This is a genomic window from Nocardioides sp. (assembly GCF_050246775.1).
In the GTDB taxonomy this organism is placed as follows: Bacteria; Actinomycetota; Actinomycetes; order Propionibacteriales; family Nocardioidaceae; genus Nocardioides.
In genome coordinates this window covers 1-22,388 of sequence record NZ_JBFWVK010000008.1, presented here as the reverse complement: position 1 = coordinate 22,388, position 22,388 = coordinate 1, and the positions used below count along the sequence as shown (strand labels likewise).

At 71.6% G+C, this 22,388-nt stretch carries 20 protein-coding genes; 2 read left to right on the top strand and 18 right to left on the bottom strand.

Annotated features, from left to right (window positions below; translation table 11 throughout):
* Positions 1-81: 81 nt before the first annotated feature.
* From AB7I40_RS22290 to AB7I40_RS22225, 14 genes are all read right to left on the bottom strand, one after another.
* On the bottom strand, positions 82-486 hold the full coding sequence (locus AB7I40_RS22290; RefSeq protein WP_428347570.1) for a hypothetical protein: 405 nt from the start codon (positions 484-486) through the stop codon (positions 82-84).
* The gene (locus AB7I40_RS22285) at positions 483-1,193 is read right to left on the bottom strand and encodes a hypothetical protein (protein WP_428347571.1); all 711 of its coding nucleotides are present in this window, start codon (positions 1,191-1,193) and stop codon (positions 483-485) included. Before AB7I40_RS22285 ends, AB7I40_RS22290 begins: the two co-directional genes overlap by 4 nt.
* Positions 1,190-2,713: a type IV secretory system conjugative DNA transfer family protein gene (locus AB7I40_RS22280; protein WP_428347572.1), complete on the bottom strand. Its 1,524-nt coding sequence runs from the start codon at positions 2,711-2,713 to the stop codon at positions 1,190-1,192. Before AB7I40_RS22280 ends, AB7I40_RS22285 begins: the two co-directional genes overlap by 4 nt.
* Before the next feature lie 46 nt (positions 2,714-2,759).
* Positions 2,760-3,404 carry a hypothetical protein gene (locus AB7I40_RS22275; protein WP_428347573.1) on the bottom strand — a complete coding sequence of 215 codons (645 nt, stop codon included), beginning with the start codon at positions 3,402-3,404 and terminating at the stop codon, positions 2,760-2,762.
* A gap of 164 nt (positions 3,405-3,568) precedes the next feature.
* A complete protein-coding gene (locus AB7I40_RS22270; RefSeq protein ID WP_428347574.1) occupies positions 3,569-6,775 on the bottom strand; it encodes a peptidoglycan DD-metalloendopeptidase family protein in 3,207 nt (1,068 codons plus the stop codon).
* A gap of 27 nt (positions 6,776-6,802) precedes the next feature.
* The gene (locus AB7I40_RS22265; RefSeq protein WP_428347575.1) at positions 6,803-8,347 is read right to left on the bottom strand and encodes an ATP-binding protein; all 1,545 of its coding nucleotides are present in this window, start codon (positions 8,345-8,347) and stop codon (positions 6,803-6,805) included.
* Positions 8,347-9,852 (bottom strand): SCO6880 family protein, encoded by a 1,506-nt coding sequence (locus AB7I40_RS22260; RefSeq protein WP_428347576.1) that lies wholly within the window; start codon positions 9,850-9,852, stop codon positions 8,347-8,349. Before AB7I40_RS22260 ends, AB7I40_RS22265 begins: the two co-directional genes overlap by 1 nt.
* A gap of 102 nt (positions 9,853-9,954) precedes the next feature.
* On the bottom strand, positions 9,955-12,063 hold the full coding sequence (locus AB7I40_RS22255) for a type IV secretion system protein (protein WP_428347577.1): 2,109 nt from the start codon (positions 12,061-12,063) through the stop codon (positions 9,955-9,957).
* The gene (locus AB7I40_RS22250) at positions 12,060-12,926 is read right to left on the bottom strand and encodes a hypothetical protein (RefSeq protein ID WP_428347578.1); all 867 of its coding nucleotides are present in this window, start codon (positions 12,924-12,926) and stop codon (positions 12,060-12,062) included. Before AB7I40_RS22250 ends, AB7I40_RS22255 begins: the two co-directional genes overlap by 4 nt.
* Positions 12,923-13,864 (bottom strand): hypothetical protein, encoded by a 942-nt coding sequence (locus AB7I40_RS22245; protein WP_428347579.1) that lies wholly within the window; start codon positions 13,862-13,864, stop codon positions 12,923-12,925. Before AB7I40_RS22245 ends, AB7I40_RS22250 begins: the two co-directional genes overlap by 4 nt.
* A 13-nt stretch (positions 13,865-13,877) precedes the next feature.
* A complete protein-coding gene (locus AB7I40_RS22240; RefSeq protein ID WP_296213832.1) occupies positions 13,878-14,171 on the bottom strand; it encodes a hypothetical protein in 294 nt (97 codons plus the stop codon).
* Positions 14,172-14,252: 81 nt separating this feature from the next.
* Positions 14,253-15,251: a hypothetical protein gene (locus tag AB7I40_RS22235; RefSeq protein WP_428347580.1), complete on the bottom strand. Its 999-nt coding sequence runs from the start codon at positions 15,249-15,251 to the stop codon at positions 14,253-14,255.
* Entirely contained in the window at positions 15,248-15,604 is a 357-nt protein-coding gene (locus tag AB7I40_RS22230; RefSeq protein ID WP_428347581.1) for a hypothetical protein, read from the bottom strand. Before AB7I40_RS22230 ends, AB7I40_RS22235 begins: the two co-directional genes overlap by 4 nt.
* Positions 15,594-16,544 (bottom strand): hypothetical protein, encoded by a 951-nt coding sequence (locus tag AB7I40_RS22225; protein ID WP_428347582.1) that lies wholly within the window; start codon positions 16,542-16,544, stop codon positions 15,594-15,596. The genes AB7I40_RS22230 and AB7I40_RS22225 overlap by 11 nt, the downstream gene beginning before the upstream one ends.
* A 257-nt stretch (positions 16,545-16,801) precedes the next feature.
* Between AB7I40_RS22225 and AB7I40_RS22220 the strand changes: the two genes are divergently transcribed.
* Positions 16,802-17,050: a type II toxin-antitoxin system Phd/YefM family antitoxin gene (locus AB7I40_RS22220; protein WP_428347583.1), complete on the top strand. Its 249-nt coding sequence runs from the start codon at positions 16,802-16,804 to the stop codon at positions 17,048-17,050.
* Between the two features lie 44 nt (positions 17,051-17,094).
* On the top strand, positions 17,095-17,463 hold the full coding sequence (locus tag AB7I40_RS22215) for a type II toxin-antitoxin system VapC family toxin (RefSeq protein WP_428347584.1): 369 nt from the start codon (positions 17,095-17,097) through the stop codon (positions 17,461-17,463).
* A gap of 33 nt (positions 17,464-17,496) precedes the next feature.
* On the opposite strand, the gene AB7I40_RS22210 is transcribed toward AB7I40_RS22215, so the two are convergent.
* The 4 genes from AB7I40_RS22210 to AB7I40_RS22195 all read right to left on the bottom strand — a co-directional run bounded on the left by AB7I40_RS22210 (position 17,497) and on the right by AB7I40_RS22195 (position 22,252).
* Positions 17,497-17,781: a hypothetical protein gene (locus tag AB7I40_RS22210; protein WP_428347585.1), complete on the bottom strand. Its 285-nt coding sequence runs from the start codon at positions 17,779-17,781 to the stop codon at positions 17,497-17,499.
* Between the two features lie 19 nt (positions 17,782-17,800).
* Complete coding sequence (locus AB7I40_RS22205; RefSeq protein ID WP_428347586.1) at positions 17,801-21,160, bottom strand: LysM peptidoglycan-binding domain-containing protein; 3,360 nt, start codon at positions 21,158-21,160, stop codon at positions 17,801-17,803.
* Positions 21,161-21,230: 70 nt separating this feature from the next.
* Complete coding sequence (locus AB7I40_RS22200; RefSeq protein WP_428347587.1) at positions 21,231-21,779, bottom strand: pilus assembly protein TadG-related protein; 549 nt, start codon at positions 21,777-21,779, stop codon at positions 21,231-21,233.
* On the bottom strand, positions 21,776-22,252 hold the full coding sequence (locus AB7I40_RS22195; RefSeq protein WP_428347588.1) for a TadE/TadG family type IV pilus assembly protein: 477 nt from the start codon (positions 22,250-22,252) through the stop codon (positions 21,776-21,778). The genes AB7I40_RS22200 and AB7I40_RS22195 overlap by 4 nt, the downstream gene beginning before the upstream one ends.
* Between the last annotated feature and the right edge of the window lie 136 nt (positions 22,253-22,388).

Below are 22,388 nucleotides of genomic sequence, written 5' to 3'. Positions count from 1 at the left end.
GGGCGGTCGTGCGACGGTGGATCGCGTCTCTCAGCGGCGTTCTGAGCCCGTTTCGGGCCGTCAGGCGTGCTGAGGGGCCATTCATGGCGCCGCGGTGGGCGCCGGGCGCGCGTCGGCATCGGTCGGCGTCGACCAAGGGACGTCGCGGTCCTCCTCGGCGCGGCCGCGTCGGTGTGTCGAAGGCTCCTCGGGGTCGGAGGTCTCACGGCTGGACTCGACGGTGTGGTCCTGTTCGTCCGGGCACGGCACTCCGTAGCGCCGCTCGGCCATCGTCTCCACCTTGGAGACCGCGTCCCAGACGTGGTCACCCGAGCCGTGGGAGTAGCAGGCGTTCAGGTGCTCGCGCGCGTGGCCGAGCTCCTTCTTGCTCGAGCGAGGGTGCTCCCCCAGCGCCTTGAGAGCGCGCTGGGCGCGTCCGATGGCTTGGGAGCGCTCGCCGATCGACATCGCCGCGGCGTTGGATCGTCTAGTCGTCTCCTGCGTCATTCCCGGGGTCCCTTCTCGGTGCGGGTGCGCTTCTGCGCACCGGGCTGCTCGTCGTCTTGGATCTCGCCGGTGTCGAGGTCGACCAGGCCGAGCCGGGGCGGCCCGTCGCGTCGGGTCGACTGGTCATCGGCGCGGCGGCGGCTGGCGGGCAGGGCGTCGACGTCGTGGGCGAAGGCGTTCTCGCGGCGCTCGGTGGCGGCCTCGGCGACGTGCTCGCTGTGCCGTGGTTTGGCCGGCCAGCCCTTGTGGTCGTCGTCGCAGTGCGCGCGTAGGCGGTTGCGCATCCGGTCGGTGAAGGCGGGAAGGCAGTAGCGGTGCCACTCCTCGAGCGCGTCGCTGGTCATCGCCAGTCCGGCTCGTCGACGCTGGTCGGCAAGGACGGCGATCTCGTGGACCAGGTGAGGGTGGAGTGGCCAGCAGCTGGGGATGAGGCCCGCGACGTCCCAGGAGTAGTCGTGGTTGAGCCAGATCACGACGTCCTCGAGCCACTCCCACAGCCCGTGTCGCAGATCGGGGTCCAGGCAGCTCGCCGGCTCCCACGGTCGCGGCAGCAGCGCGTGGTTGCCCAGCGCCTTCTTCTGCTCCTCTGAGCCGTTGACGGCGATGTGGAGCTCGCGGTAGGCCAGCCGGACCTCCTCACCCGGGGCTGGGAACGCGCCCACCATCGACGTGGGGGCCGTACGGCGGTTGTGCTGGGGACTGGTCACCGATCGCTCCTTGCGCGGTTGTCGCCGTGGTCGAGGCCACTCGATGTGTGGTCGGTGTCGTCGTCGACGAAGCCGAGGCGCCGTGCCTCAGCGAGGGCGGCGGCCGCCCGGGCGTCGGGGGTGACGACCATGCGGCGGTCGCTGCTGAGCTGCTCGCGCAGCGTGCGCTGATCGGCGAGCAGCCGGGCACCGGCCTTGCCTTCGACGCAGCGGTGGAGCTTGGCGATGATCGGTTTGCCGTTCTCGGCGATCACGAGCGCCTGGCGCTCGGGCAGCTGTCGGACCTCCTCGGGTCGCATGATCGGGATGTCGTCCCCGGAGTAGCTGCGGCCGCCGCCGTGGGTCCCACCGGCCTGGTGGGTGACGCGGCCGACGCGGACCGTGCCGAGGAGGTCGGAGATCTCCTGGTTGAACTGGACGTCCTTGGACCCGCCGAACATGACCAGGGCGTTGGTGAGGCCGAGCAGCGCCCGGGCCTCGTGTTCGCCGAAGATGCTGGTCAGCTGTGGCCGGGTCTGCGCGGCCCAGATGAACGAGAGGCCGAGGGCGCGTTCGTTGGCCATTCGGGTGCGCAGGGTCGGCAGCGGCGCGGTCGAGGGCAGCTCGTCGAGCACCGAGACCAGCGGTGGGCACAGCCGCCCGCCCCACGGGGAGCTGTTGGCGAGCAGCAGCCCGGTGTCTAGCACGTGCTCAGCGACGGCGGTCATCAGCGGGCTGGCGCTCGCGTAGGGGTCTTCGCGGCCCAGGAGGTAGATGGTGCCGCGGCGCCGGATGACGTCGGCGAGGTCGGTCGCCGGCCGCCCGTGGCCCGGGATGCAGCGGCGGCGGGTCTCGGCCTGGAAGAACAGGGAGACCGCCTGCTGCACCGTGGTGATCGTGTTGCCGGCGGTGCGGTCGTCGCCGTTGAGCGCACCGTGGAGCAGACCGTGCCAGAACGGCTCGGCGTGCGGGTGTCGTCGCAGGATCTCCATCGGCTGTGAGGCTGCGGTCGGGTTGGCGACCCACTGCAGCACGTCCTCGAGCGTCTTGCCGGTCAGCGCTGCGGCATGGAAGTAGCCCTGCAGGACCTTGGCCGACTCGGCGGCGTAGAACCGGGCTGCCTCGTCGCCGGTGCCGCCGTTGATCGCGCCCTTGACGGTGCCGGCGGTGAAGGCCTTGGCGCGGCGCTCGGCCACCTTGGGGTCGACGCAGCCGGCGATCGGGTCCCAGATCAGCTCGTCGACCCCGTGACCCCAGATGCCCTCGGCGAGGCCGAACGGGTCCAGCACGACGCAGGGCCGGCCGTCGCGGGAGCGCTCGGTGAGGCTCAGCAGCAGATCCTCGACCTTCGTGAGCGTCACCAGCGCGGCACCGGGGGCACCCAGCAGCGCCGGGGTCAGCAGGTCGAGGGTCTTGCCGGAGCCCTGCGGCCCGATCACGCCGGCGGTGCGGTCCCACGGGACCCACAGCTCTCCGCCGCGCGGCTCGTGGGCGTCGCCGATGCGCCAGCCGACGTCCCAGGGGTCGAAGCGGAGCTTCATGACGCCACCTCGAGCGGCAGCGGGGTCGGGCATGGTGTCTGGTTGCTCATCGCTTCTCCTTCGTTCCTCGGCCGGCTACCAGCCACGGGCTCAGCCCCCGGCCGAGCTGCGGCCCGGGCTGCTCGGCAGCGTCGAGAGATGGGTCGCCGGGTGTGCGCTGCACGCGGCCGCCCGCTCCACCGAGAGACGTGGCGGGTGCCGCGCCGGCGTGCTTGCCGTGCAGATCGGGACGGACGATGCCGGCGACCTTGCGGAGCCTGGTGACCCCGAGCATCCGCTCGGCCTCGGCCGAGGTGGCCATACCTCGCATGCGACCGGGCCCCCAGCGCAGCAGGACGAAGATCGCCAACCAGCCGAGCGCGACGACCACCAAGAGCTCGGTGACGATCAGGCAGCCCCACGTCAGCGAAGGGCCGGCGAGTCGGCCGTTGCTGGCCTCCTGCTCGGCCAGGCCGGCACTGGAGTCACCGGTGACGACGCCGGGCAGGCTGGTCCAGAAGGCGGTGCCGATCGGCGAGGTGAACTGCCCCGCGTCCGGGTCGGGCCAGGTCCACCCGGCGCCGGCGAGGAGGTTGGCCAGGGAGCGCCCGAGCTGCAGCCCGGTGACGAGGGCGAACCCGCCGGCCAGGGCCACGCCCACGGGGATCTCCCAGGTCCAGGGGTAGGGGTCTCGTCGACGTTCTCGCTGCACGATGTTCCGCCTTCCGTTGCCAGATGCTTCTCGGGGGCCGGGTCCACCCGGTTGTCCCCTCGGTCTCCTAGGGCCGCGGGAGGCGCGGGAGCGATCACCGCGGTGCTGCTGGTGTTGAGCCGCACGATTGGACGTCGCTCATCCGCTGGTTGTGTCGGCGGCCCTCATGCCGCCGCGCGAGCGGCCGCAGTGCCGCCGTTCGGCGAGGCGTTCTCGGCCAGCCACTGGGAGGGGTCGACGTTGTCGGGGCCGTAGATCGAGCCGTTCTCCAGGTGCACCTCGAAGTGCAGGTGACAGCCGCGTGAGTTGCCTTCGTCGCCGACCATGCCGATCTGCTGGCCGGCCTGGACGGTCTCGCCGCGGCTGACGGTGACCTGCTGCATGTGGGCGTACCAGGTCGTCAGGGAGTTGGCTCCGGTGCTGACCTTGACCAGGGTGGGGCCGGCCCACGCCTGGGTGGTGTCGATCTCGACGGTGCCGGAGTGGGCGGCGTAGACGGGGGTGCCGCAGGGGGCTCCGAAGTCGGTGCCGGTGTGCCAGGAGTCCCAGGCACTGCCCTGGCTGTGCCAGTTGTGGGCGTCGTTGCCGACGTAGGCGGCGGGGACCGGGTAGACGATCTCGGAGCAGCTGGCCGTCTCGCCGCCGCTAGAGATGGGGCTGACGCCGGCGCCCGGCTTGACGTTGATGTGGACGTGGTCGCGGTGGTTCTCGGTGGCGCTGCCTCGGTCGCCCATGGGTCGCCAGCCCTCGCCGGCGCGGCTGGTCGACCAGATCTGCTGGTACCAGATGATGTAGTCGATCCCGAGCTCGCTGGCGTGGGCCTTGGCGTAGTCGGCAAGCGCCTGTCCCTGGGCCCGGCCGGCGGAGGTGAGCGGCACCATGAAGTCGGCCGCGAGACCGGCCGGGTGGCCGGCGGGGTCGGTGGCGCTGTCGCGGTATCCGCCGACGGTCTTGATGTCGAACATCGGGCCCAGCACGTTGACGAGCTGGGTCAGCTGGGGCTTGACCTGGCCGAGGTTGTAGTCGGTGTTCGTCGCGACGGCGCATCCGGCGCTGCTGCCGGCGGTCGTGGCCACGACGAGCGGGTGGTCGCTGATCTTCTGCGACTGGGTGCTGTTGTCGACCCGTGCGCTGGCCCAGGTGAGGTTGGCGCCGTAGATGTGGTCGATCGGGGCGTCCTCCTTTGGCTGGCGACACGGTGCCGAGGAGCCGCCGAAGGCGTTGGTCAGGGTCGGGGTGAGCACGCAGTGCGAGGCGTTCTGGCCGTCGCCGCCGTCGTTGAAGTCGCCCCCGATGACCGTGGGCGTACCGGTGGCGGCCAGGTCGTCGAGGGTGTCGAGCTGGCGGCGCAGCGCCTCGGCACGGTGACCGGAGGCGTTGCCTTGGGTGTTGGCCGGGTTGTGGATGCTCCAGACCCAGATCGCCTGCCCGGTGGTGGTCGAGGTCAGCTGCACCAGTGGCATGCCGACGTTCTTGCCGCCGAAGTAGGGGATGTCGACGAGCCGCTGGTCGGTGGCGGTCCACTCGTTGAGGTCCCAGATGACCTTGTTCTGGGTGGGGCCCGAGGACGGGTACATGCCCCACTGCTGGGAGTAGCGGCTGGCCAGTGCGTCGGCCTGCGGGCCGTGGACCTCTTGGAGCGCAGCGATGGTGACCCCGGCGTCCTCGAGCGAGCTCATCGCCCCGGGCAGGCGCGCCTGCCAGCTGCCGAATCCCTTCCGTGCGTCGGGGCCGGAGGTGTGCCCGGCGCCGAGGAGGTTGAGGGTGCCGATCGTGATCGGGGCGATCGTGTCGCCGTCGGTGCAGCTGGTGGTGGAGGAGGCGTTCTCGACGTCGCCGCCGGGAATGTCGGGCAGGTCGCCGCCGAGGATGTCGGTGATGTCGCCGGCGACGTCCTCCCACTGGGCGTAGGCGTCGGGGAACCCGGAGCGCTGCACGGCCTGCGAGGCCTCGGTCAACGGCATCTGCTCCCAGCCGGGGATGTCGAGCAGCCCGGGGTTGCTGGTGTGCTGGGCGCGGCCGAAGAACGCCTGGGCGGCCAGGGTGGGGTTGGTGACCTGGGCGCGGCTGCCCCAGCCGGTTGAGGGACGCTGCTGGAACAGGCCGCCGGAGTCGCGGTCACCGCCGTCGAGGTTGACCAGCTTGGACTCCTGGATCGCCGTGGCGATCGCGATCTGCAGGCCGTACCGGGGGACGCGCAGGTCGCGCGCGACCTGGGCGATGGTGACCGCGTTGCGGGCCTGCTCGGTCGTCAGCGTGGGGTAGGCGTCGGAGAAGCGCAGCTGCATCAGCGCGGGGAGGACATCGCCGGCCGGCGGGGCGGCTGCGTCGACGTCGGCGCCGACGTCGCCGGAGCTCCCTGACGTGCTGCTCGAGGTGTCGGCCACCGTGGCGGTGCCTGCGTCGACGTTGCCTGCGTCGAGGGGGGAGGTCGACGTGGGTCCGGCGCCGTTCATGTCGATCCGGGCGGTGAGCCACTGGTGGTCGGAGACCAGGGGCCCGGTCGAGCTGTTGGCCAGCCGTGCGCCCTGGCTCTGGGGGAAGAAGACGAAGTCGACCGAGTGGTTCGCCCACCCGTAGCCGGCGGCCTTCATCTTCGAGACCGCCGACCAGGGCAGGTCGGTGTAGGAGGCGTGGGTGTTCATGTCGCCGCCGATGACGACGGGCCCGTGGGAGGCCAGCGAGTTCGTCAGCTGGACGAGGATGTCCATCCCGGCGCCGTACTGCTGGGCCCGGGTCAGGGCCGGGTTGCCGTGCTGGCGGGGGAACTTGTGGGGGTTGGTCATGTGGTGCGTGGCGATGACCGAGACCACGGCGCCGTCGCTCTTGCGCTGCAGCATCACCCAGGTGGCGTAGCGGTCCCAGGTGCGCGGGTTGCCCTTGAAGTAGAGCTGGTCGTCGGCGACGATCTTGACCCGGCCGGCGTTGACCTTGGTCCACGTGTCGCGCTTCCACAGCACGGCGTTGCCCATCGACTCGATCGAGTCCGGGCCGCCCGCGGGGGCCTCACGGAAGACCTCGTAGCCGGGGGCCGCGCTCTGGATCTGGTCGAGGCTGCGGCTGCTGATCTCGTTGAGCGTGACGAAGTCCGGATCGGACCTGAGTGTCGTAGTGAGGTCGGAGTTGAAGGCCGACAGCGGGAGGCTGACCTTGATGTTGGCCTGCGCCAACGTGACCGATCCCTTGACCGGACCGCCGACCGGGCCCTCGATCTCGCCGAGGTCACCCAGCGCGCTGGACACCGTGGTGTCGGTTTGAGTGCGGCACTCGGCGGCCGCCTGGGTCGACATCGTGATCATCACGGCGCCGATCAGGGGCAGCGCGGTGAGGATCACCAGCACCGGCAGAGCCGCTAGGAGTACCTTCTTCACGAAGTCTCGACCTCAGATCAGCCAGCTCTAACGAGCTGTCTCGATGGCCTCGTTGGTCCAGGTGAGCTGCTTCTCGAGCGGGTGCAGCACGGTCTGGACCTTGTAGGTCGACTCCCCCACCGACCACAGGGCGCGGCCCTTGTCCTGCCGGGCCCAGCCGGTGACGAGGTCCTGGGCGATGGGTCCAAGGCCGAGCATGGAGTCGAGCTCGCGGGCGACCTTGGGGTTTTGCCCGCCGAGGATCTTGACGTCGGCGAGGTCGAGGAGGTCCTTGGCGATGGTGGCGGCCTGGGAGCCGACGTCGCCGGCGGCGAGGAGGTCGGAGGGCTTGTGGGCGATCGCGAACTGGATGTCGCCACCACGGCCGGCCATGCCGCGGCTCAGCCGCAGGTCGGCGTCGAAGCTCTTGACCGCGTCCGGGCCCAGCCGGAGCTGGCGCCAGGACTCGTCGCGCACGACGATGCGCAGGTCGCCGGCGTCGGCGGTCTCGCGCATGCCGCGGCCCCAGGAGTTGAGCGCCAGGAGCGCGATGCCCACCGCCTCGTCGCCGAGGTCGTCGAGTCGCGACAGGGACAGCGACTGGATCGGTGCGGACCAGTCGACCTCGATGTTGGTGGGGGCGTCGAACAGGCCTGCGAGTGCGCCCTTGACGAGCTGGCCGAGCGCGTCGCGCAGCAGCCGGGTCTCGTCGAGGAACTGCTGGCGGGTGGCGTAGCGGGAGCGCTCGACGAGGTCCTCGGTGGGGTTGTGCAGCAGGTGCCACAGCTCGGGGATGGTGGTCTCGCGCAGCACCGAGCTGCCCTCGCTGTAGCCGGTGAGGTGCTCCAGTGCGGTGTGGACCACGTCGGCGTCGGTGGGGCCGAAGGGGACGTGGTTGGTGCCGATGCGCATCGACCCGACCAGGCCGCGGACCAGGGTGAGCCAGCGGCCGAAGATGATGGTGGCGCGTCGTTGGGCCTCCTCGGCTGAGAGGTTCTCCCAGCCCTGGCCCAGCGGCCCCATGGCGAGCGGGTTGATCCGGGTGCGCATGCCGGGGCCGATCGCGAAGGGCTCGACGCCGAAGGCGCGGCACAGCCGCTCGTACTCGTCCTTGGGGTCGCCCAGGATGAGCACCTTGTAGCCGAACGGCATCATCCGCAGGCAGAACGCCTTGGTGGTCGCGGACTTGCCGAGTCCGGGCTTGGCGAAGAAGAAGACGTTGGGGTTGGTCACCGGCACGGCGTCGTCGAGGACCCAGCCGAAGGGGTCGAAGTAGAACGAGCCGCCGGAGAGCTGGTCGATGCCCATCTGGGCGCCGGTGGGCGGCAGGGCCGGGGCGGAGATGAAGGGCCAGAACACCGGGGCTTGGTCGCTGGTCATCCGGTAGGCCATCGCGGTGGCCTTGGCGGCCGCCCACCCTCGGCCGGGGCGGGCGGCGCCTCGGCGCGGGGTGTGTCGGAATAGCCGGGCCTCCTTGGCCTGCGGTGCCGGCGTGGGGACGGTGGGCAGGTCGTGGCCGAAGTCGGAGAGCAGCGCGGCCATGTCGCGGCCACCCCTACGTCCACCGCGGCGACGCATCGTGTTGTTGCTCATCAGGCGTCTCCCGCCCGGGTCAGGCTGATGCCGAGCGGCACCGTGGAGGCGGCGAATCCGACGTCTTGGGCGAGGTCCAGGCGCAGCGGGGCGAACCCGGCGCGGCGGATCGAGGCGTCGAGGCGGCGGCCGAACTCGCTGATCCGGGAGGTCTTGGGGACGGTCACGGTGCACACCGCGTACGGACGGGTGAGTGCGTTGCCGCGGGCCAGCTTCATGTCCAGACCGCGGGCCTTGCTGGCGTCGTCGCGTTGCTTGGCGCGGGTCTTGCGGCCCAGTCGCTCGTTCATGCCCTCGGCGATGTCGGCGGCCCACTCGGCGTTGCCGCTCTGCCGGTCGGCCTTGGACTGCGAGACGATCGGGTAGGCGACCACGAAGCTGCGCCGCTCGCCGGCCTCGCTGGGGGTCAGGATGGGCGCCAGGGCTCCCATCACCGCGCCGCGGGTCGGGAGCTTGATGGTAGAGCTGATCGAGTTCCACGCGTCGTGGCTGTAGTGGCGCACCGTGGCGTCGGCACCCGACGGGCCCGCCATCGCCCAGGGGACGTCGGCGGCCACGCTCGGGTCCTTCTCGCGCATCGAGAGCGCCTCGACGATGCCAGCCCGGTCGCCGGGCGCGAAGCCGGTGCGGCAGGCCAGAGCCAGCTCCGGTGAGGTCAGCCACCGCACCGAGGTCATCCCCAGCGGGCCACGCAGCTGCGCCTCGATCTCGCCGAGCAGCAGGTACAGCTCGCGGCACCTGCCCTCCAGTCCCCCGCCGGACTCCTTGGCCGAGCGGGCGATGCGGGCCTCCGGCACGACGAGGGTCACGAACACCTCGGTTCGCACCGACGCCTGGGTCAGGCCGCGGGCCAGGTCGGCGTTGACGCGCTCGGCGAGCTCGGGGGCGCCGGGCCGACGGTGCTTGGTGACCCACAGCTCCCGCTCGGCGCCGTCCTCGGGCACGGTGCGGACCACGAAGAGGATCTCGTCGATCTTCTCGGTTCGGCCCGCGACGTCGATCAGGCCGGCGAGCGCCTCGCCGTAGCGGGTGCGCTCGTCGCCGTCCTGCATGCCGATCCCGGGGTGCACCACCGCGGCGGTGACCGACCAGGTGCGGGTGGAGTGGTCCTGGACCACCGCGACCCGCTGCAGCTGCGAACCGTGGGGCGGGCCGTCGTGGATCTGGATGCCCTGCAGCACCCCGGGCAGGTCGGGGGTCTCGAGGTCCTCGGCCCGGCCGCGGGTGGCCTTGGCTCGGAACGAGGTCCAGCCGAGCAGCCCGCCGAAGGCGTAGGCGATCGAGGCGATCATCCAGCCCGTGGCCGAGCGGCCGCGGACGGGGACGACGGTGACGGCGAGCACCATCACCCAGATGCCGGCGAACAGCAGCGCGGAGAACCACGCACCCCGGCTGATGGCCCAGAAGGCCGGGAGGCTGGTTAGCGCCAGCAGCAGCAGCTGGCCGCCGGAGAGCCCGAAGAACCAACCGATGCGGTCTCGCTGGTAGTCGGCGTACGTCGTCATGGTCGGTGGTTTCCTTCCTGGCTGGTCGACCCGAGCGGGCCGGCAGATGACCTGGTGGCGCTAACGCGGAGGTGAGGCGTGCGAGTAGGTGCCATGGCTGGGCTAGGCGACGGGCGGGACGGCCGCGGCGCCACCTGCCGCTCCACCTGCTCCGCCGGCACCTCCCGCTCCCCCGGCACCGCCGGCACCTCCCGGCGGCTTGGGAGCACCGCCACCGCCGCCGGTGACGCCACCGCCACCGCCACCGCCTCCGCTGCCGCCGCTGGGTGCGCCCACGGGGAGGTTCGCCGGGGTGACCGACGGAGTCGGTGGAGTCGGCGACCCGCCGCCGTCACCGTTGCCACCCGACGAGCAGCCGGCACCGTCCTGGCCTCCCCCGGGGCCCTGGCCCGGTCCGCCGGGCTGGTTTCCGCCCTGCCCACCCGACTGGCCGCCCGAGTCGTTGCCGGACTGGTCGCTGGACTGGCTGTTGTTCTGGTTGTTGCTGCGGGCGCCGCTGAAGTCGGGTCCGTAGGTGTTCTGCCCGACGCCGGCCTGGTTGGTCTCGTCGGCCATCAGGGAGGTGGCCTTGGCGCCGGCGCTGCTGATCATCCCCATGCCCTTGGCCATCGCCTGGCCCCCGGCCCCGAGGCTGCCGAGGAACCCCTGGGCGGACTGATTGAACCGGTCGCCGGTGGAGCCCTCGGCGTTCTGCTCGCCGGCCGAGCGGCCGCTGGAGTCGGCCGAGGACGCGGCCGAGGACCCGCCGCCGGCACCCCCGCCACCGGAGAGCAGTCCCTGGATGCCTCCCTGGACCGCCATGCCCTGGCGGAACGAGGCACCGCTGGGGGTGCCGGGGTCGACGAAGGCAAGCAGCTTGAACAGCGCCAGCGGGGCGACGACGCTGACCAGGATGAGCATCACCGCGGGGAGTGCGGTGCCGATCGCCTTCTGGGTGCCGTCGGAGAGGTGGGCGGCGACGCCGTTCGACATCTGTACGCCGATGCCGAGCACCATGATCATCAGGACCGGGGTGAACGCGGCGGCGTGGAACCAGCGCAGGCTCTTCCAGAACCACGAGCGGGTGAAGTCGGAGACCAGGCCGGCCGCTGAGATGGGGCCGGTCGCGGTCAGCACGAGCAACGAGGCGGCGCGGGCCAGGTAGACCAGGATGTGTCCGATGGCGGCCAGCCACAAGAAGATGCCGAGGAAGGCCAGCACCGTCGCCACGGTGGCGTCGGCGATGTCTTCGCTGCCGAGCCCGCCGAGCGGCTCCCATTCCGGCCAGGTGTTGACGTTGAGCAGCGCCTTCATCAGCGCTCTGCTGAGGGCACCGCAGGCGGCGACGATCGTCACGCAGTAGCCGAACCAGGTGGCGCACACCACGACGAACTGGCCCGCGCCGATCAGTGCTCGCGCGAGGCCCTTGCCCTCCCGTTTGAAGGCGGCGGCTCCGAGTTGGATGACGGTCAGGAGCACCACCATCGCGAGGGCCAGCCACAGCGCGAAGCTGTAGACGTCCTTGCCGGGGCCGTCGCCGCGCAGGTCCGGGGTGAGGAACAGCTCGGAGTAGGTCAGCACGATCCGCAGCACGAACAGCCCGGAGTTCCAGATGGCCAGCATCGCGGCGGTCCAGGCATCCGCGGCCGCCTTGGCGATGATGTCGCCGAGCTCGGCCATGGGGTTAGGGATGTCGCCCAGGCCAGGGAACCCGCCGCCGAAGATGTCACCGACGTCGGGCAGTCCGGGGATGCCCGGGATTCCCGGGATGCCGGGCAGCCCACCACTGGCGACGTCGCAGACCGCGTCGAGGACGCCGCACCCGCCGAGGCCCGGGATGCCGGGCAGGTTCTCTGCCACGCCGCTGACGGCGTCGACGCCGTTCTCGACGCCATCCTTGACCTCGCCGGCGGCGTCCTTACCGCAGTCGACGGGACTGCCGGCGCAGTCCAGGACGTCGCCGCCGAGGTCGCACAGCGCGTCGGGGCCGGGGCAGCCCTGCTTTAGTCCGGGGGCGGCGACGAGCCGGGTGTCGAGCGCGACCACCGTGTTGCTGGAGCTGATGGAGCTGCTGCTGGTGGCTGCGCCGGTGGCCGGCGCGGCCGCGGCCGGCTCGATTGCCGCGGCGGGGCCCATGAGCCCGCTCAACAGGCCCACCAGGAGTCCGGCGAACAGGGCCAGGGCGCCAGCCCGGCGCAGGCCGCGCAGGCGCGCGAGGAGCTCGCTGGTCACGACGACTCACCGGCCTCGGCCGAGGAGGTGCCGCCGGTGGGGTCGATCATGATCCAGCCGGCGTCCTGGAACTCCTTGGTCTCCGGCGCGACGGCCTTGGGCTGCCCCTGCGCGACGAGGTTCTCGAGGTCGGTGGTGCTGCCCTCGACGACCTTCCAGTCACCGCCGTTGTCGGCGTCGGGGTCGGCCACCCAGCGCACCAGCTGGGTGCCGGCGTAGAGACCGTCACGGGCCTCGCCATCGACGCTGGTCAGCGTGACGTAGCTCAGCAGGTTGACCACGTAGTAGTCGGTGTCGAGCTCGGTGAGCGTGTAGGCCATCGGGGTGACCGCGTACGAGGCGGGTGCGGGCACCTGGCCCTCGGCCGGCACTCCCGCCTGCTCGCGTCGCAGTGCTACCGCGTCGTGGGAGCGCTGCTCGAAGACGGCCTGGTCGGCGGGGTCGGCGTACAGCTGGGCCACCGTGGCGGCCTGGTCGTAGTCGAACCCGACCTGCGCCTTGGCCAGCTCCACCTGCAGCGCCACCGCACCGAGGTCGGTGTAGGGGAACCCGGTCGGGTAGCCGTCGGTCTGGCTCGACCCGGTCGGCAGGGCGACACCGTCGTCCGGTGCGGCCGCGGCGCTCTCCGGTGCCAGCTGCTCACTGCCCGAGCCACCTGCGGAGCCACCCGAAGAGTCCCCTACCGACTCACCTGGGGTGCCGGCCGCGGTTCCCGTTCCGGCGTCGCGATCTGCGGCTTCGTCGTCTCCGCGGGTGCCGAGCCAGACCGCGCTCGCGGCCACGATGGCGATGACCACCAGGACGGCGACGCGGGCGATGTTGCCCGCCGGGGTGGGGATGGTGGATGTGCTGCGGCTGCTCATGAGTGTGCTCCTCCTTGCTCGTCGCTGTGGTCCTCGCCGTGCTCGCCGGGCGCTCCGGTCGACGGGTCCGTGGTCCAGGTACGCCAGCCCGCCTCGACGGCCAGCTCGGTGCCGGGCCACGTGGCCGGTGCGGGCGCCGGGGGTGCGCCGGGCGCGAGCATCCAGCGACCCCCGACCCACTGCATGCGCTCGCAGTGGCCGAACGCGGCGTGGCCCTCGGAGCGGTAGGTCGCGGTGACCTTCATCAGGACGCAGACCGTGGCCCAGTCGGGCCCGTCTGTGCCCTTCACCAGGGCTGCCGCCGGCTCCACGGCCACCGAGGCCGTGGCGCTCTTGACGCTGCCCATCTCGCTGCTGCCCAGGAAGGCCTCGACGCTCGAGGTGATCCACCAGTCGTCGGCCCCGACGCCGCCGGGCAACGCCCAGCTCGCGTAGACCTCGTGAGCGGTCTGCAGGCTCATCGACTGCAACACCGCGGTGTCGATCTGAGCGAGCTGCCCGATCGCGCCCTCGGGGGTGCGGGGGAAGCCCGTCATGACCAGGCCGGGACCGTTGATGCCGGTGCCGGTCGGGATCTTGATGGCGTCCTGGTCGGCGGCGGTGCCCCCACCTGCATCGGGGTCGTTGGGGTCCTCGGGGAACGCGGCGCCCGGCGGGACGCTCAGCATCGGTTCGGCGGCGATCTCGTCGCGGTGGCTGGCGCCCCTAGCGACGGTGGAGCGTTCGGTCTCGCCGGTGGCTACGTCGCTGGTCGCCGAGTCGTCGCCGTTGAGCCCGGACACCGCCAGGTAGATGGCGTACCCCAGCCCGACGAGCAGTGCGACGGCGACCACGACGGCTCCGGTCAGGATCGTGATCAGGCGCCCGCGACTCCACTCGCGGACGCCCGAGGTCTCCTGACCGGAGCGACCCGTGCTCTTGGACTGCATGGCACCCATCGGCGAGCTCCGATCAGATGCAGCCGTTGCCGAGGATGCCGTTGAGCATCCCGGGCAGGACCAGGTAGGCGATCGCGCAGCCGAAGACGACGACCAGCGAGATCACGCCGACCTTCGAGGCGTGGGGCAGGGCGAACATCCGGCCGGCGATCACCGCACCGATCCCGATGATGATGGCAAGACCGAAGAGGATGATCACCCCCCAGAGCACGTAGCCGGTGATCTCGTTGGTCGGCCCCTCGGCCCCGGGCGGTGCCTTCGGGCACACCTTGGCGGCCATCACGGTGGTGCGGGTCATCAGGTCCATCGGTCGGTTCCTTTCGATGTCGCGAACTGGCGTCGCGGAGTGGTGTTGCGGGTGGTGTTGCGGACTGGTGTTGCGTGGGTGTCAGCCGGACCGGTCGGCCGGCTGGTCGGTGAGGTCGTGATCGGCGAAGAGGTCGAGCTCGTCAGCGCCCGCCTCGTCGACGACGTCGTGATGGGCGTCGTGGTCGACGTCCGGGCCGGCGGTGTGTGCGCGCGCGGCAGCGGCGAGCAGGGGCGGCGGTACCGGGCGGGAGTCGAGGCCATGGATTGACAGGCCCCGGTCCTCGGGGATCTCGACGACGCGCCCGCTGTTCAGTGCCCGCCGGGCGTGCGGTCCGCCGGCGCCTTCGACGCCGCGCGGCCACTTCTTGCGTCGGGGGCCGACCACGGCCACCCAGGTCCGGTCGGTCACGTCTGCGCCGACGTGGTTGACGAGGAGCTCGAGGGCACCCTCGAGTCGGCGCATGCCGGGGACGGTGGCGGTGCTGACCAGGAGGACCTGGTCGGCGCTGGTGACGGCGTCGCTGACCCAAGAGTCGGTGGTCGTCAGCTGACCGACCTCCCAGCCGATGTCCAGGACGGTCAGCTGGGTAGTGTGCGCGGCCGGTGTGGGTGAGGGGACCTCGTCGACGCCGGCGAGGACCTCGCAGACGCGCTCGATGAGGACCTGCTCGCGCCGGCCCTGCCGCCATCCGGTGGGGTGCAGGCCGAGCTCGGCGGTGGTGGCGGCGGCCAGACCGGAGGCGCTGGCCGAGCAGCACTCGACGACCCGCGCGGGTTGCTCGGCGCTCAACGCCACGGCGAGAGCCACGGTGCTGGCTCCGCACGAGCCGGAGGTGCCGATCACCGCAAGGACCCGCTCCCCCGGCTGAGCTGTCCAGTCGGCTGCGTCGGCCCGCGCCGGAGTCCGGCCCGCGGTGCGCGGCTCTGCCGTAGGTCCGTCCGGGGACGCGGCCCGGGTGATGGGGCGGGCGTCTCGGAACTCGCCAGCCTGGAGGGCGCGGACCGCGGCCTGGACCTCCTCCAGGGCGTATGGCCGCGAGGTCGGGCCTCTGCCGCGGTTCAGGGTGCTGCTGCTCATGACGACTCCCCCGCGGGCCTGGCGCCGGGCTGGCTCAGCAGCCCGGGCTGCAGGGTGCGCCGGTAGGCCAGGGCGTCGCGGACCTCGGCCGGGCTGAGCCGGGCCAGCGCCTGCTTGGCGGCCTGGACGGCTCGCAGGTCGTCCATCCCGCCCGCGAGGCCGGCGATCACCTCGCTCTCGCGGCCGGCGATGTCGAACAGGGTCGAGATCTCCTGCACCGAGCGCCCGTGCTCCGCGTCCATCCCGATGGTGTGCTGGGTGTCGGTCATGTCCTTCACCACCTCCAGTCGCCTAGGTCCGCGGGAGGGGCGGGAGCGATCACTCGCCGGCTTCTTGTTCGGCTCATTCGTCATGGCCGAACCTCCCGGCCGCCTGCGCCAACGCACGGACGCTGCGTGAGGCGTTGCGCCGGACGGTGGCCTGGGAGACCCCCAGCTGAGGGGCGACGCGCATCGACAGCTCGTTGCCGATCAGCCCGCCGTAGCCGCGGCCGAGGTTGCGGGTCTGGACCCGGTCGGCCTCGTGCACCAGGCACAGCAGCAGGCGCCGGTCGGCCTCGCTGATCACGTCCTGCTCGCACGCCCAGGTGAGCAGCTCGAGCAGCTCCTCGGCCGGTGAAGTGTCCGGCTCGGCCGGGTCAGGTGCCGCGAGCGCGTGGGGCTGGTGGCCCAGGGCGCTGGCACCGCGCTCGGTGGGAGGCCGCTCGCCGTCCGCCCAATCGCTGCCGCCGCTGGGCAGGTCGCCGAAGGAGAAGGACTCGACCAGGTCGGTGTGCGCCCAGGTCCGGTCGGCGCGCGTGAGGTAGAAGTAGTCGCCGACCTCCCGCAGGACCCCGACCTTGGTGTTGACGATGATGTTGGAGGCGACCTTGGTCAGTCGGCGCCACGGGAACGAGCGGACCTCGATCCACAGCTGCGAGGCCACCAGCTCGTCGATGCGCTCGACGGCCCACCAGGCCCCGGCCTGGATCGGCTGGCTGTCGCGGAAGACCTCCTTGGTGGGCAGGGAGCTGAGCCAGCCAGCCAGCCGGCACGCGCCGGGGAGCAGGCACTTGGCTAGCGCCGCCGCGGCCGCGATGTCGTCGCCGCCGTCGGGGGCGGCGAGCATCGCCAGGGCGAGGAGTACCTCGTCGGCCTCCTCGCGGGTCACCGTGGGGAGCCAGGGCCGCAGGTCGTCGAACCTCTCGACGACTCCCAGGCGGCTGTCGGCGGCCACCCAGCGGGGCCACATCCGTCTCGCCTGGTCCAGCAGCTCGCTGTTCTCCTCCAGTCCAAGCTGGTCGCCCACACTCATGCCGGGGCCTCCCTTCCGTCGTGTCGTTGCACGGCAGGAAGGTGGCTCTCGGGTGTCCCTCTCGTTGTCCCCCCGACACCTCAAATCGATGGGGGGACACAGTCGGGGGACGCGCGTTTGCGCAGGTCAGAGGGCGTCCCCCCGAAAGTTGCAGAATCTTCAGGGAAGGGGTTGCGTTCGGCTCGTCTCACCCGGTGCGCCGAACACGGTCGCAACGAACTAGCCCTGGGTAGCACAGGTGCTACTACTATGAGCTCATGACGACCGTTGGTTTGCGTGAGCTGCGACAGGACGCCTCTGAGCTCGTCCGTCGCGTCGAGGCGGGCGAGGAGATCACGATCTCCGTCTCCGGACGTCCTAGTGCCGTCTTGGTGCCGGTGCGACCCACCCGGTGGAGGACCTGGCGGGAGGTCGAGGACCTGTTCCACGGTCCCGCCGACCCGGACTGGGCGCAGGACCGAGAGCTCGTCGACGACGAGCTGCGTGACCCCTGGGCCGGTCGGTGACCTCGGACCTGGGCCCTAGCGGGTCGCCGGCTGATCGGGCGATCTTGGACACCAGCGTGGTCATCGACGAGGGCCTGTCCCCGATGCCCGGCGTGCTGGCCATCAGTGCGGTGACACTCGCCGAGCTCCACTTCGGCGTCCTGGTAGCCAAGACCACGGAGGTCCGCGCGGAGCGGTTGCGTCGGCTCAGCATCCTCCAGCAGCGCTTCGACGCCCTACCGGTCGATGACGCGGTCGCCGCCAGCTACGGCCGCCTATCGGCGGCCGTCGTCGACGCCGGGCGACGGCCCCGGGGCCGGGTGATGGACCTTCTCATCGCGGCCACCGCACACGCGCACGGCGCCCGGCTGTACACCCGCAACCCGGTCGACTTCGCCGGCCTCGAGCAGCTCGTCGACGTCGTCGGCGTGTGACCCCGTCAAGCCGGACGGTGACGCCCCGACGCGTCACCGAGCAGGCCAGCGTCTGGCGACTGCCTCTTGAGTGACGGCCTCTGCGACACCCACCACCTGGCTCACCGCCCGGTTGCTCTCATCGGCACCCCACCGGTTCTTGCGTTCCAGCCCAGAGCTGTAGAGCCAGTCGATGCCGAGCTGGGTCAGGCTGCGCTCGACGGCCTCGCTCGCGACGGCGAGTGACGGGACCGGTGTGCCGTCCATGTCCTCGTGCTGATCGAGGACTGCCCGCACGTTGTCGTGTAGCCAGTCCCGCAGCGGCCCGTCGTCGAACATCACGCCGCTCCTCGTCCCCCTAGCTGGCAATCCACTGGTGGTTGCGGATGATCTCCTGGGTGCGCTCGGGGAGGTCGAGCGGTCCGTCGCCGTCCTCGGACCGGTTGCAGACGTCCTCGAGCAGGATGCGCATGGCTTCGGTGTTGTTGCCCTCGGCCTCGGTCAGCGCCACCTGGCACAGCTGGACGACCTGTTCGTCCGGGACCGCCAGGATGGCGACTTCGGTGGCCGCCCGGGCACGGACCAGGTCCCCTTCGTGCAGGCAGTGGGTGACGACGGTGAAGGCGACGTCGGCGATGGCGTGGGCGGCGTGCTGGTCGTGCGGGTCGCCCTGGTACAGCCAGCTCCAGCCTCCTTGACGCAGCTGGTCGAAGGGCCGGCCGGTGACCAGCTCCAGCGCCTGCAGGAGGTCGCTGTGCGTGCCTCGGGCCCGTAGGCGGCGGAACAGGTCCCAGTCGGTGAGGAGGCCAGTCCCCGGTATCACGGTGACCTGGTAGACGTTCACCCCGCGGGACTTGGCCGCGGGCGACTTGCTGGCGTGGGGCAGGTAGTGCTCGTGGGTCTCGGGGTCCTCGCCCAGCCAGTGCCGGACGAGGTCGATGTACTTGCGGACGCGGGCGGGGTCGTCCCATCCCACGGCCTCGGCCAGCTCGTCGCGGGTCGCGCCGTTCCGCGGCCGCAGTGCGAGGTAGGCGACGATCTCGGTGCACAACGCCTTGTACTTAGCCAGGGGGCGGCCGTGCGTACGGACCGCGACCGGGCCCAGCAGGGTGAGCTTGGGGCGCGGGCAGTGCGGGTCGAACCAGTCGGCCAGGTCGGCGTCCAGGGCCGGGTCCTCTGCCTTCACCTGAGCCAGCACGCTCTCCGGCACCTTCGGCGCGACCGCGTCCAGGTCCTCGACCACCACTGGTGCGGCTGCCACGTACTCCTCGTCCGCGGCGTCCAGCAGGCTCGTCGCCGGCTCGTCGAGGTCCTCCTCCGACGTGCTGCGCGGCAAGGTCAGCTCCCGCCGCACTGCGCCGGTCTGGTCGACCAGCGCCTCCCACCCCTCGGTGGCCTCCTCGTCGACGGGGATCTCGACGTCGTCGAGGATCTCGCTGTGGGCGTAGAGCAGCGCACAGCCGTGCGCCTCCTCGCAGGTCAATCCGACCGCCGCCAGATCAAGCCCCTGGTCGCGGAGGAGCACGCGGCCGGTGCTGGTCAGCTCCACGACGGTGGTCGCCGTCTGCCCCTCGCCGGACAGCACGACACGATCACCGGCCAGGTCCTGCGCGGCCGGCGAGGTCGCGGCGACCAAGATCGAGGTTCCCGTCCGGCCGACGTGCGTGGCGACCAGGTGTCGCAGCTCGTGCAGCACACCGCCGTCGACAGCGTCCTCGACGGCGCCCTCGGTGGCTGCTTCGGTGGTGACCACGAGCATCCGGCCGGGCCACACGTCGTCGTCGAGGCCGCCGGTTCGGCCGGTGCTGACGTCGGTGTCGTGACTGTCGGCACGGTCGACCATCGACACCGCCTCGGCGAGGACCTCCGAGGTGGCGCGGTCGCCCTCCCACCCGACGTCGTAGTAGCGGATGCGCTCGCCCAGACCCTCGGTCTCCTGAGCGATGCCCACGCAGTCGACGTTCACCTGCTTCGACCACGGGTTGACCGCCAGCTGGGCGGCCAGGTGTCGCGCGAAGTCCCCGGCCCGGGTCGGGTCACCCACGACCTCGAGCGTCCCGAGCTCCTCACAGTTGAGCAACCACAAGTCGCCGTGGTGCTCGCTGCGGTGATCGCTGTCGCCGACCGACGGCGCCGCGGCCGCGTCGTCTCGGTCGTCGACGCCGATCGTGACGAGCATCGGGTAGGGAGCCTCGGCCCACCCGTGGTCAGGACCGAGGTCCTCAACCGCCGCAGTTGTTGAGCACGACCAATGCAGCCGGTCCGGGCTCCCCTCCCAGGGAGCGGGCAGGTCGGCCGGGCCGCTGAGGTGGAGGGTCACCAGATCCTCACGGAGCTGCACGGCCGCGAGGGGCGGCATCTCGGCCTGGTGGGTGCGGGCGTGCTCGGCGAGACGGCGAAGCGCTTCGTCCATGAATGCGACCGTGGCTGCCACGGGTCCGCCGGCGGCGTTGATCGTCATCTCGGTCGGCGCCAGCTCGGGCGGCGGTGCCGCGATCGCTCGGCCGGGCCGGCGCACCCCGAACTGTGCCCGGCGCCGACGCTGCAAGCCGAGGTAGAGCGATCCGGCGAGTAGCACTCCCCCACCGGTCAGGCCGGGCAGCACCCAGCCAGCGTCGAGGACGCTCTCGTCGTTGGCCTCGTCGGCGTTCTGGTCCCCCGCCGTCTCTGCGCTGGGGTTCTGCTCCTCGGTAGCGCCGGCCTCGCCGCCCTGCTGACCCTGCTCGCCTTGCTCACCCTGGTCCTCGGGCGTGACGTGGGGGGTCTCAGGCGTCTGCTCGTCGGCCCCGTCACCCCGGCCGCCTCGGTCCTCCTGGCCGCCTCGGTCTCCGCTGTCATGTGCCGTGCCGCCACCGGGGATGGTGATCTTCCAACCGACCTCGATGTGGTCGGGGTCGACGAGGTGCTCGCCGCCGGGCTGGACAGTGCCGGTGGAGGCCTCGTAGAGCTCCATGTAGCGGGCGGGGTCGTCGAGCTTGGTCTCGGCGATGTCCCACAGGGTGTCGTTCGGCTTGACGGTGTAGCTGCCGTCCGGCCGGTCCTGCTGGCCGCGCTGGCCGAGCTGGTTGGTGGGGGCGTCGTTGAGGTGTGCGCCGGCGGGGAGGCGGAGCGTGGACCCGGCAGGAATGGTCTGGGTGGCTTGGGTGAGGGCGGTGCCGTCACTAAGGGCCTCGCCGCGGTTGAGGTCGAGGAGCTCACGCCACCGCGAGCCGTCGTCGAGGTGGACCTCGGCGAGCTTCCAGACCGTGGTGTCGCGGTCGATGGTGACGGTGGGCCCGGGCGCGACCTGGCCGGCGTCGCGGCGCTCGACTGTGTGGCTGGTCGTCGGCGCGGTCTCGGGCTGCGGAGTGGCGGCGGTGGTGGCGGCCAGGGACGGTCCGACGGTGCTGGCGCCGATCCCGAGGGCGATCACCGACGTGATGAGCACGCGGGCGAACTGCTGCTGGCCGCCAGAGGCGAACCTGACCCGCTGGGGCGCCTTGCCGCGGACTGCGCCTGCCAGCTCGATCAGGATGCACGCGGCCATCTGCGCCCAGGCCAGCCAGCCGACGACGGCCAGGGCACCGAGGATGGTCCGGTTGGTGAGCAGTTGGACCTCGGACCAGCCGCCGGCCGGCCACGGGTTCCCGACCCACGCGAGCAGGACCAGGGGCGCGCCCACCAGGAGCGCCACCAACACGATCAGGGCTCCTACCCCGCGTATCAGCCTTTTCAGCATGGTGCTCCTCCTTCTCGGGTCGGCGTCGCGTTGTCCGCGCTGTCGCCGCTTCGGTGCTCTGACCGGCGTCTCAGCCGTCGGGTGTGGAGATGGCGTCGGCGGTGCCGGTCTCGTTGATCTGGATCGCCCCCACGCCGATGAGGCTGAGGAACTGGGGTTTGCGGCTGCCGGTGGCGGTGACCACGACTCGGCTGCCCTGGACTTGGACCGACCCGGACCAGCCCGCCTGGTGAAGCACGCTGTTGGCTCGTGCGATGGCCTCGCCGGCGTCGACCTGGTCGGTGCCCGAGCGCACGGCCGAGGCGGACAGCTCGTCGGCGCCGGCCCTCGCGGCCTGCTCGGCGGCGCGCTTGGCCTCGACGCGCTCGTTGATGAGCTCGCCTCCTCCACCGACCAGACCCATGAGCGCGACGAAGGCGGTGGTGACGATGATCATCGTCCACACCGCGGCGGCGCCGCGCTCGTCTCGGATGCGGCGTGCCCGCCGGAAGCGTCCGGCAGGCCGGGCGGGTGCGGGCGGTCGGTTCTCGTGTGGTCCTGGGCCGCTGGCGGTCGCGATCACTCGGGCGGCTCGAAGGACGGCGCGACGTACGGCTCTCTCGGGTGCTCGCGTGGTCACGACTCGCTCCGGTACGTCTCGATCGGCACGACGGCGCGCTCGGTGAACTGAGTGTTCGGGCGCAGGCCCAGCTGCTTGCCGAGGGAGCCGGTATCGATGAGGCTGACGGTGCAGGTGACCTCGGCGACGACTTGCCCGCCGGAGGTGAAGTCGCTGCCGGCGAAGGAGACGGTGAGGTTCTGGCAACTCTTGCCGCGCTCGGCGAGTGACTTCTCTGCGGCCTGGCGGCCGGCGATGGTGCCCGGGCCCATGCCGGACTCCAGGGACGCGGCGCGGGCGGCGGCGTACGCGGCGTCGTTGGCCTGCGCTGAGCCGTCGACGTATCGACCGGCGGCGACCACGACCAGCACGATGCTCAGTGCGGCGGTCGCCATGATGAGGGTCTCGACACCCGCCGATCCCCGCTCGTCGCGCGCAGTCGAGGCTCGGCGCAGGCGGCGGACTCGGCTGAGGAGGCGGCTAGGCAGTGGCATGGCCCGGCTGGTCATGTCCCTAGTGCCGTGGGTTCGTTGAGCCCCAGAGTTCCTGCGTGGGCCGTTGTTCCTGCTCATCGGGCGCATGCGACACCACCACAAATCTGCGAGATTTCGTCGGGATTCCTGAACAAGA

What these genes read in the sequence shown, in the direction of transcription:
- AB7I40_RS22290 (WP_428347570.1), bottom strand. Translation starts at nt 486, where the DNA reads ATGACGCAGGAGACGACTAGACGATCCAACGCCGCGGCGATGTCGATC.
- AB7I40_RS22280 (WP_428347572.1), bottom strand. Translation starts at nt 2,713, where the DNA reads ATGAAGCTCCGCTTCGACCCCTGGGACGTCGGCTGGCGCATCGGCGAC.
- AB7I40_RS22265 (WP_428347575.1), bottom strand. Translation starts at nt 8,347, where the DNA reads ATGAGCAACAACACGATGCGTCGCCGCGGTGGACGTAGGGGTGGCCGC.
- AB7I40_RS22260 (WP_428347576.1), bottom strand. Translation starts at nt 9,852, where the DNA reads ATGACGACGTACGCCGACTACCAGCGAGACCGCATCGGTTGGTTCTTC.
- AB7I40_RS22250 (WP_428347578.1), bottom strand. Translation starts at nt 12,926, where the DNA reads ATGAGCAGCCGCAGCACATCCACCATCCCCACCCCGGCGGGCAACATC.
- AB7I40_RS22245 (WP_428347579.1), bottom strand. Translation starts at nt 13,864, where the DNA reads ATGGGTGCCATGCAGTCCAAGAGCACGGGTCGCTCCGGTCAGGAGACC.
- AB7I40_RS22240 (WP_296213832.1), bottom strand. Translation starts at nt 14,171, where the DNA reads ATGGACCTGATGACCCGCACCACCGTGATGGCCGCCAAGGTGTGCCCG.
- AB7I40_RS22235 (WP_428347580.1), bottom strand. Translation starts at nt 15,251, where the DNA reads ATGAGCAGCAGCACCCTGAACCGCGGCAGAGGCCCGACCTCGCGGCCA.
- AB7I40_RS22230 (WP_428347581.1), bottom strand. Translation starts at nt 15,604, where the DNA reads ATGACGAATGAGCCGAACAAGAAGCCGGCGAGTGATCGCTCCCGCCCC.
- AB7I40_RS22225 (WP_428347582.1), bottom strand. Translation starts at nt 16,544, where the DNA reads ATGAGTGTGGGCGACCAGCTTGGACTGGAGGAGAACAGCGAGCTGCTG.
- AB7I40_RS22220 (WP_428347583.1), top strand. Translation starts at nt 16,802, where the DNA reads ATGACGACCGTTGGTTTGCGTGAGCTGCGACAGGACGCCTCTGAGCTC.
- AB7I40_RS22210 (WP_428347585.1), bottom strand. Translation starts at nt 17,781, where the DNA reads ATGTTCGACGACGGGCCGCTGCGGGACTGGCTACACGACAACGTGCGG.
- AB7I40_RS22205 (WP_428347586.1), bottom strand. Translation starts at nt 21,160, where the DNA reads ATGCTGAAAAGGCTGATACGCGGGGTAGGAGCCCTGATCGTGTTGGTG.
- AB7I40_RS22195 (WP_428347588.1), bottom strand. Translation starts at nt 22,252, where the DNA reads ATGCCACTGCCTAGCCGCCTCCTCAGCCGAGTCCGCCGCCTGCGCCGA.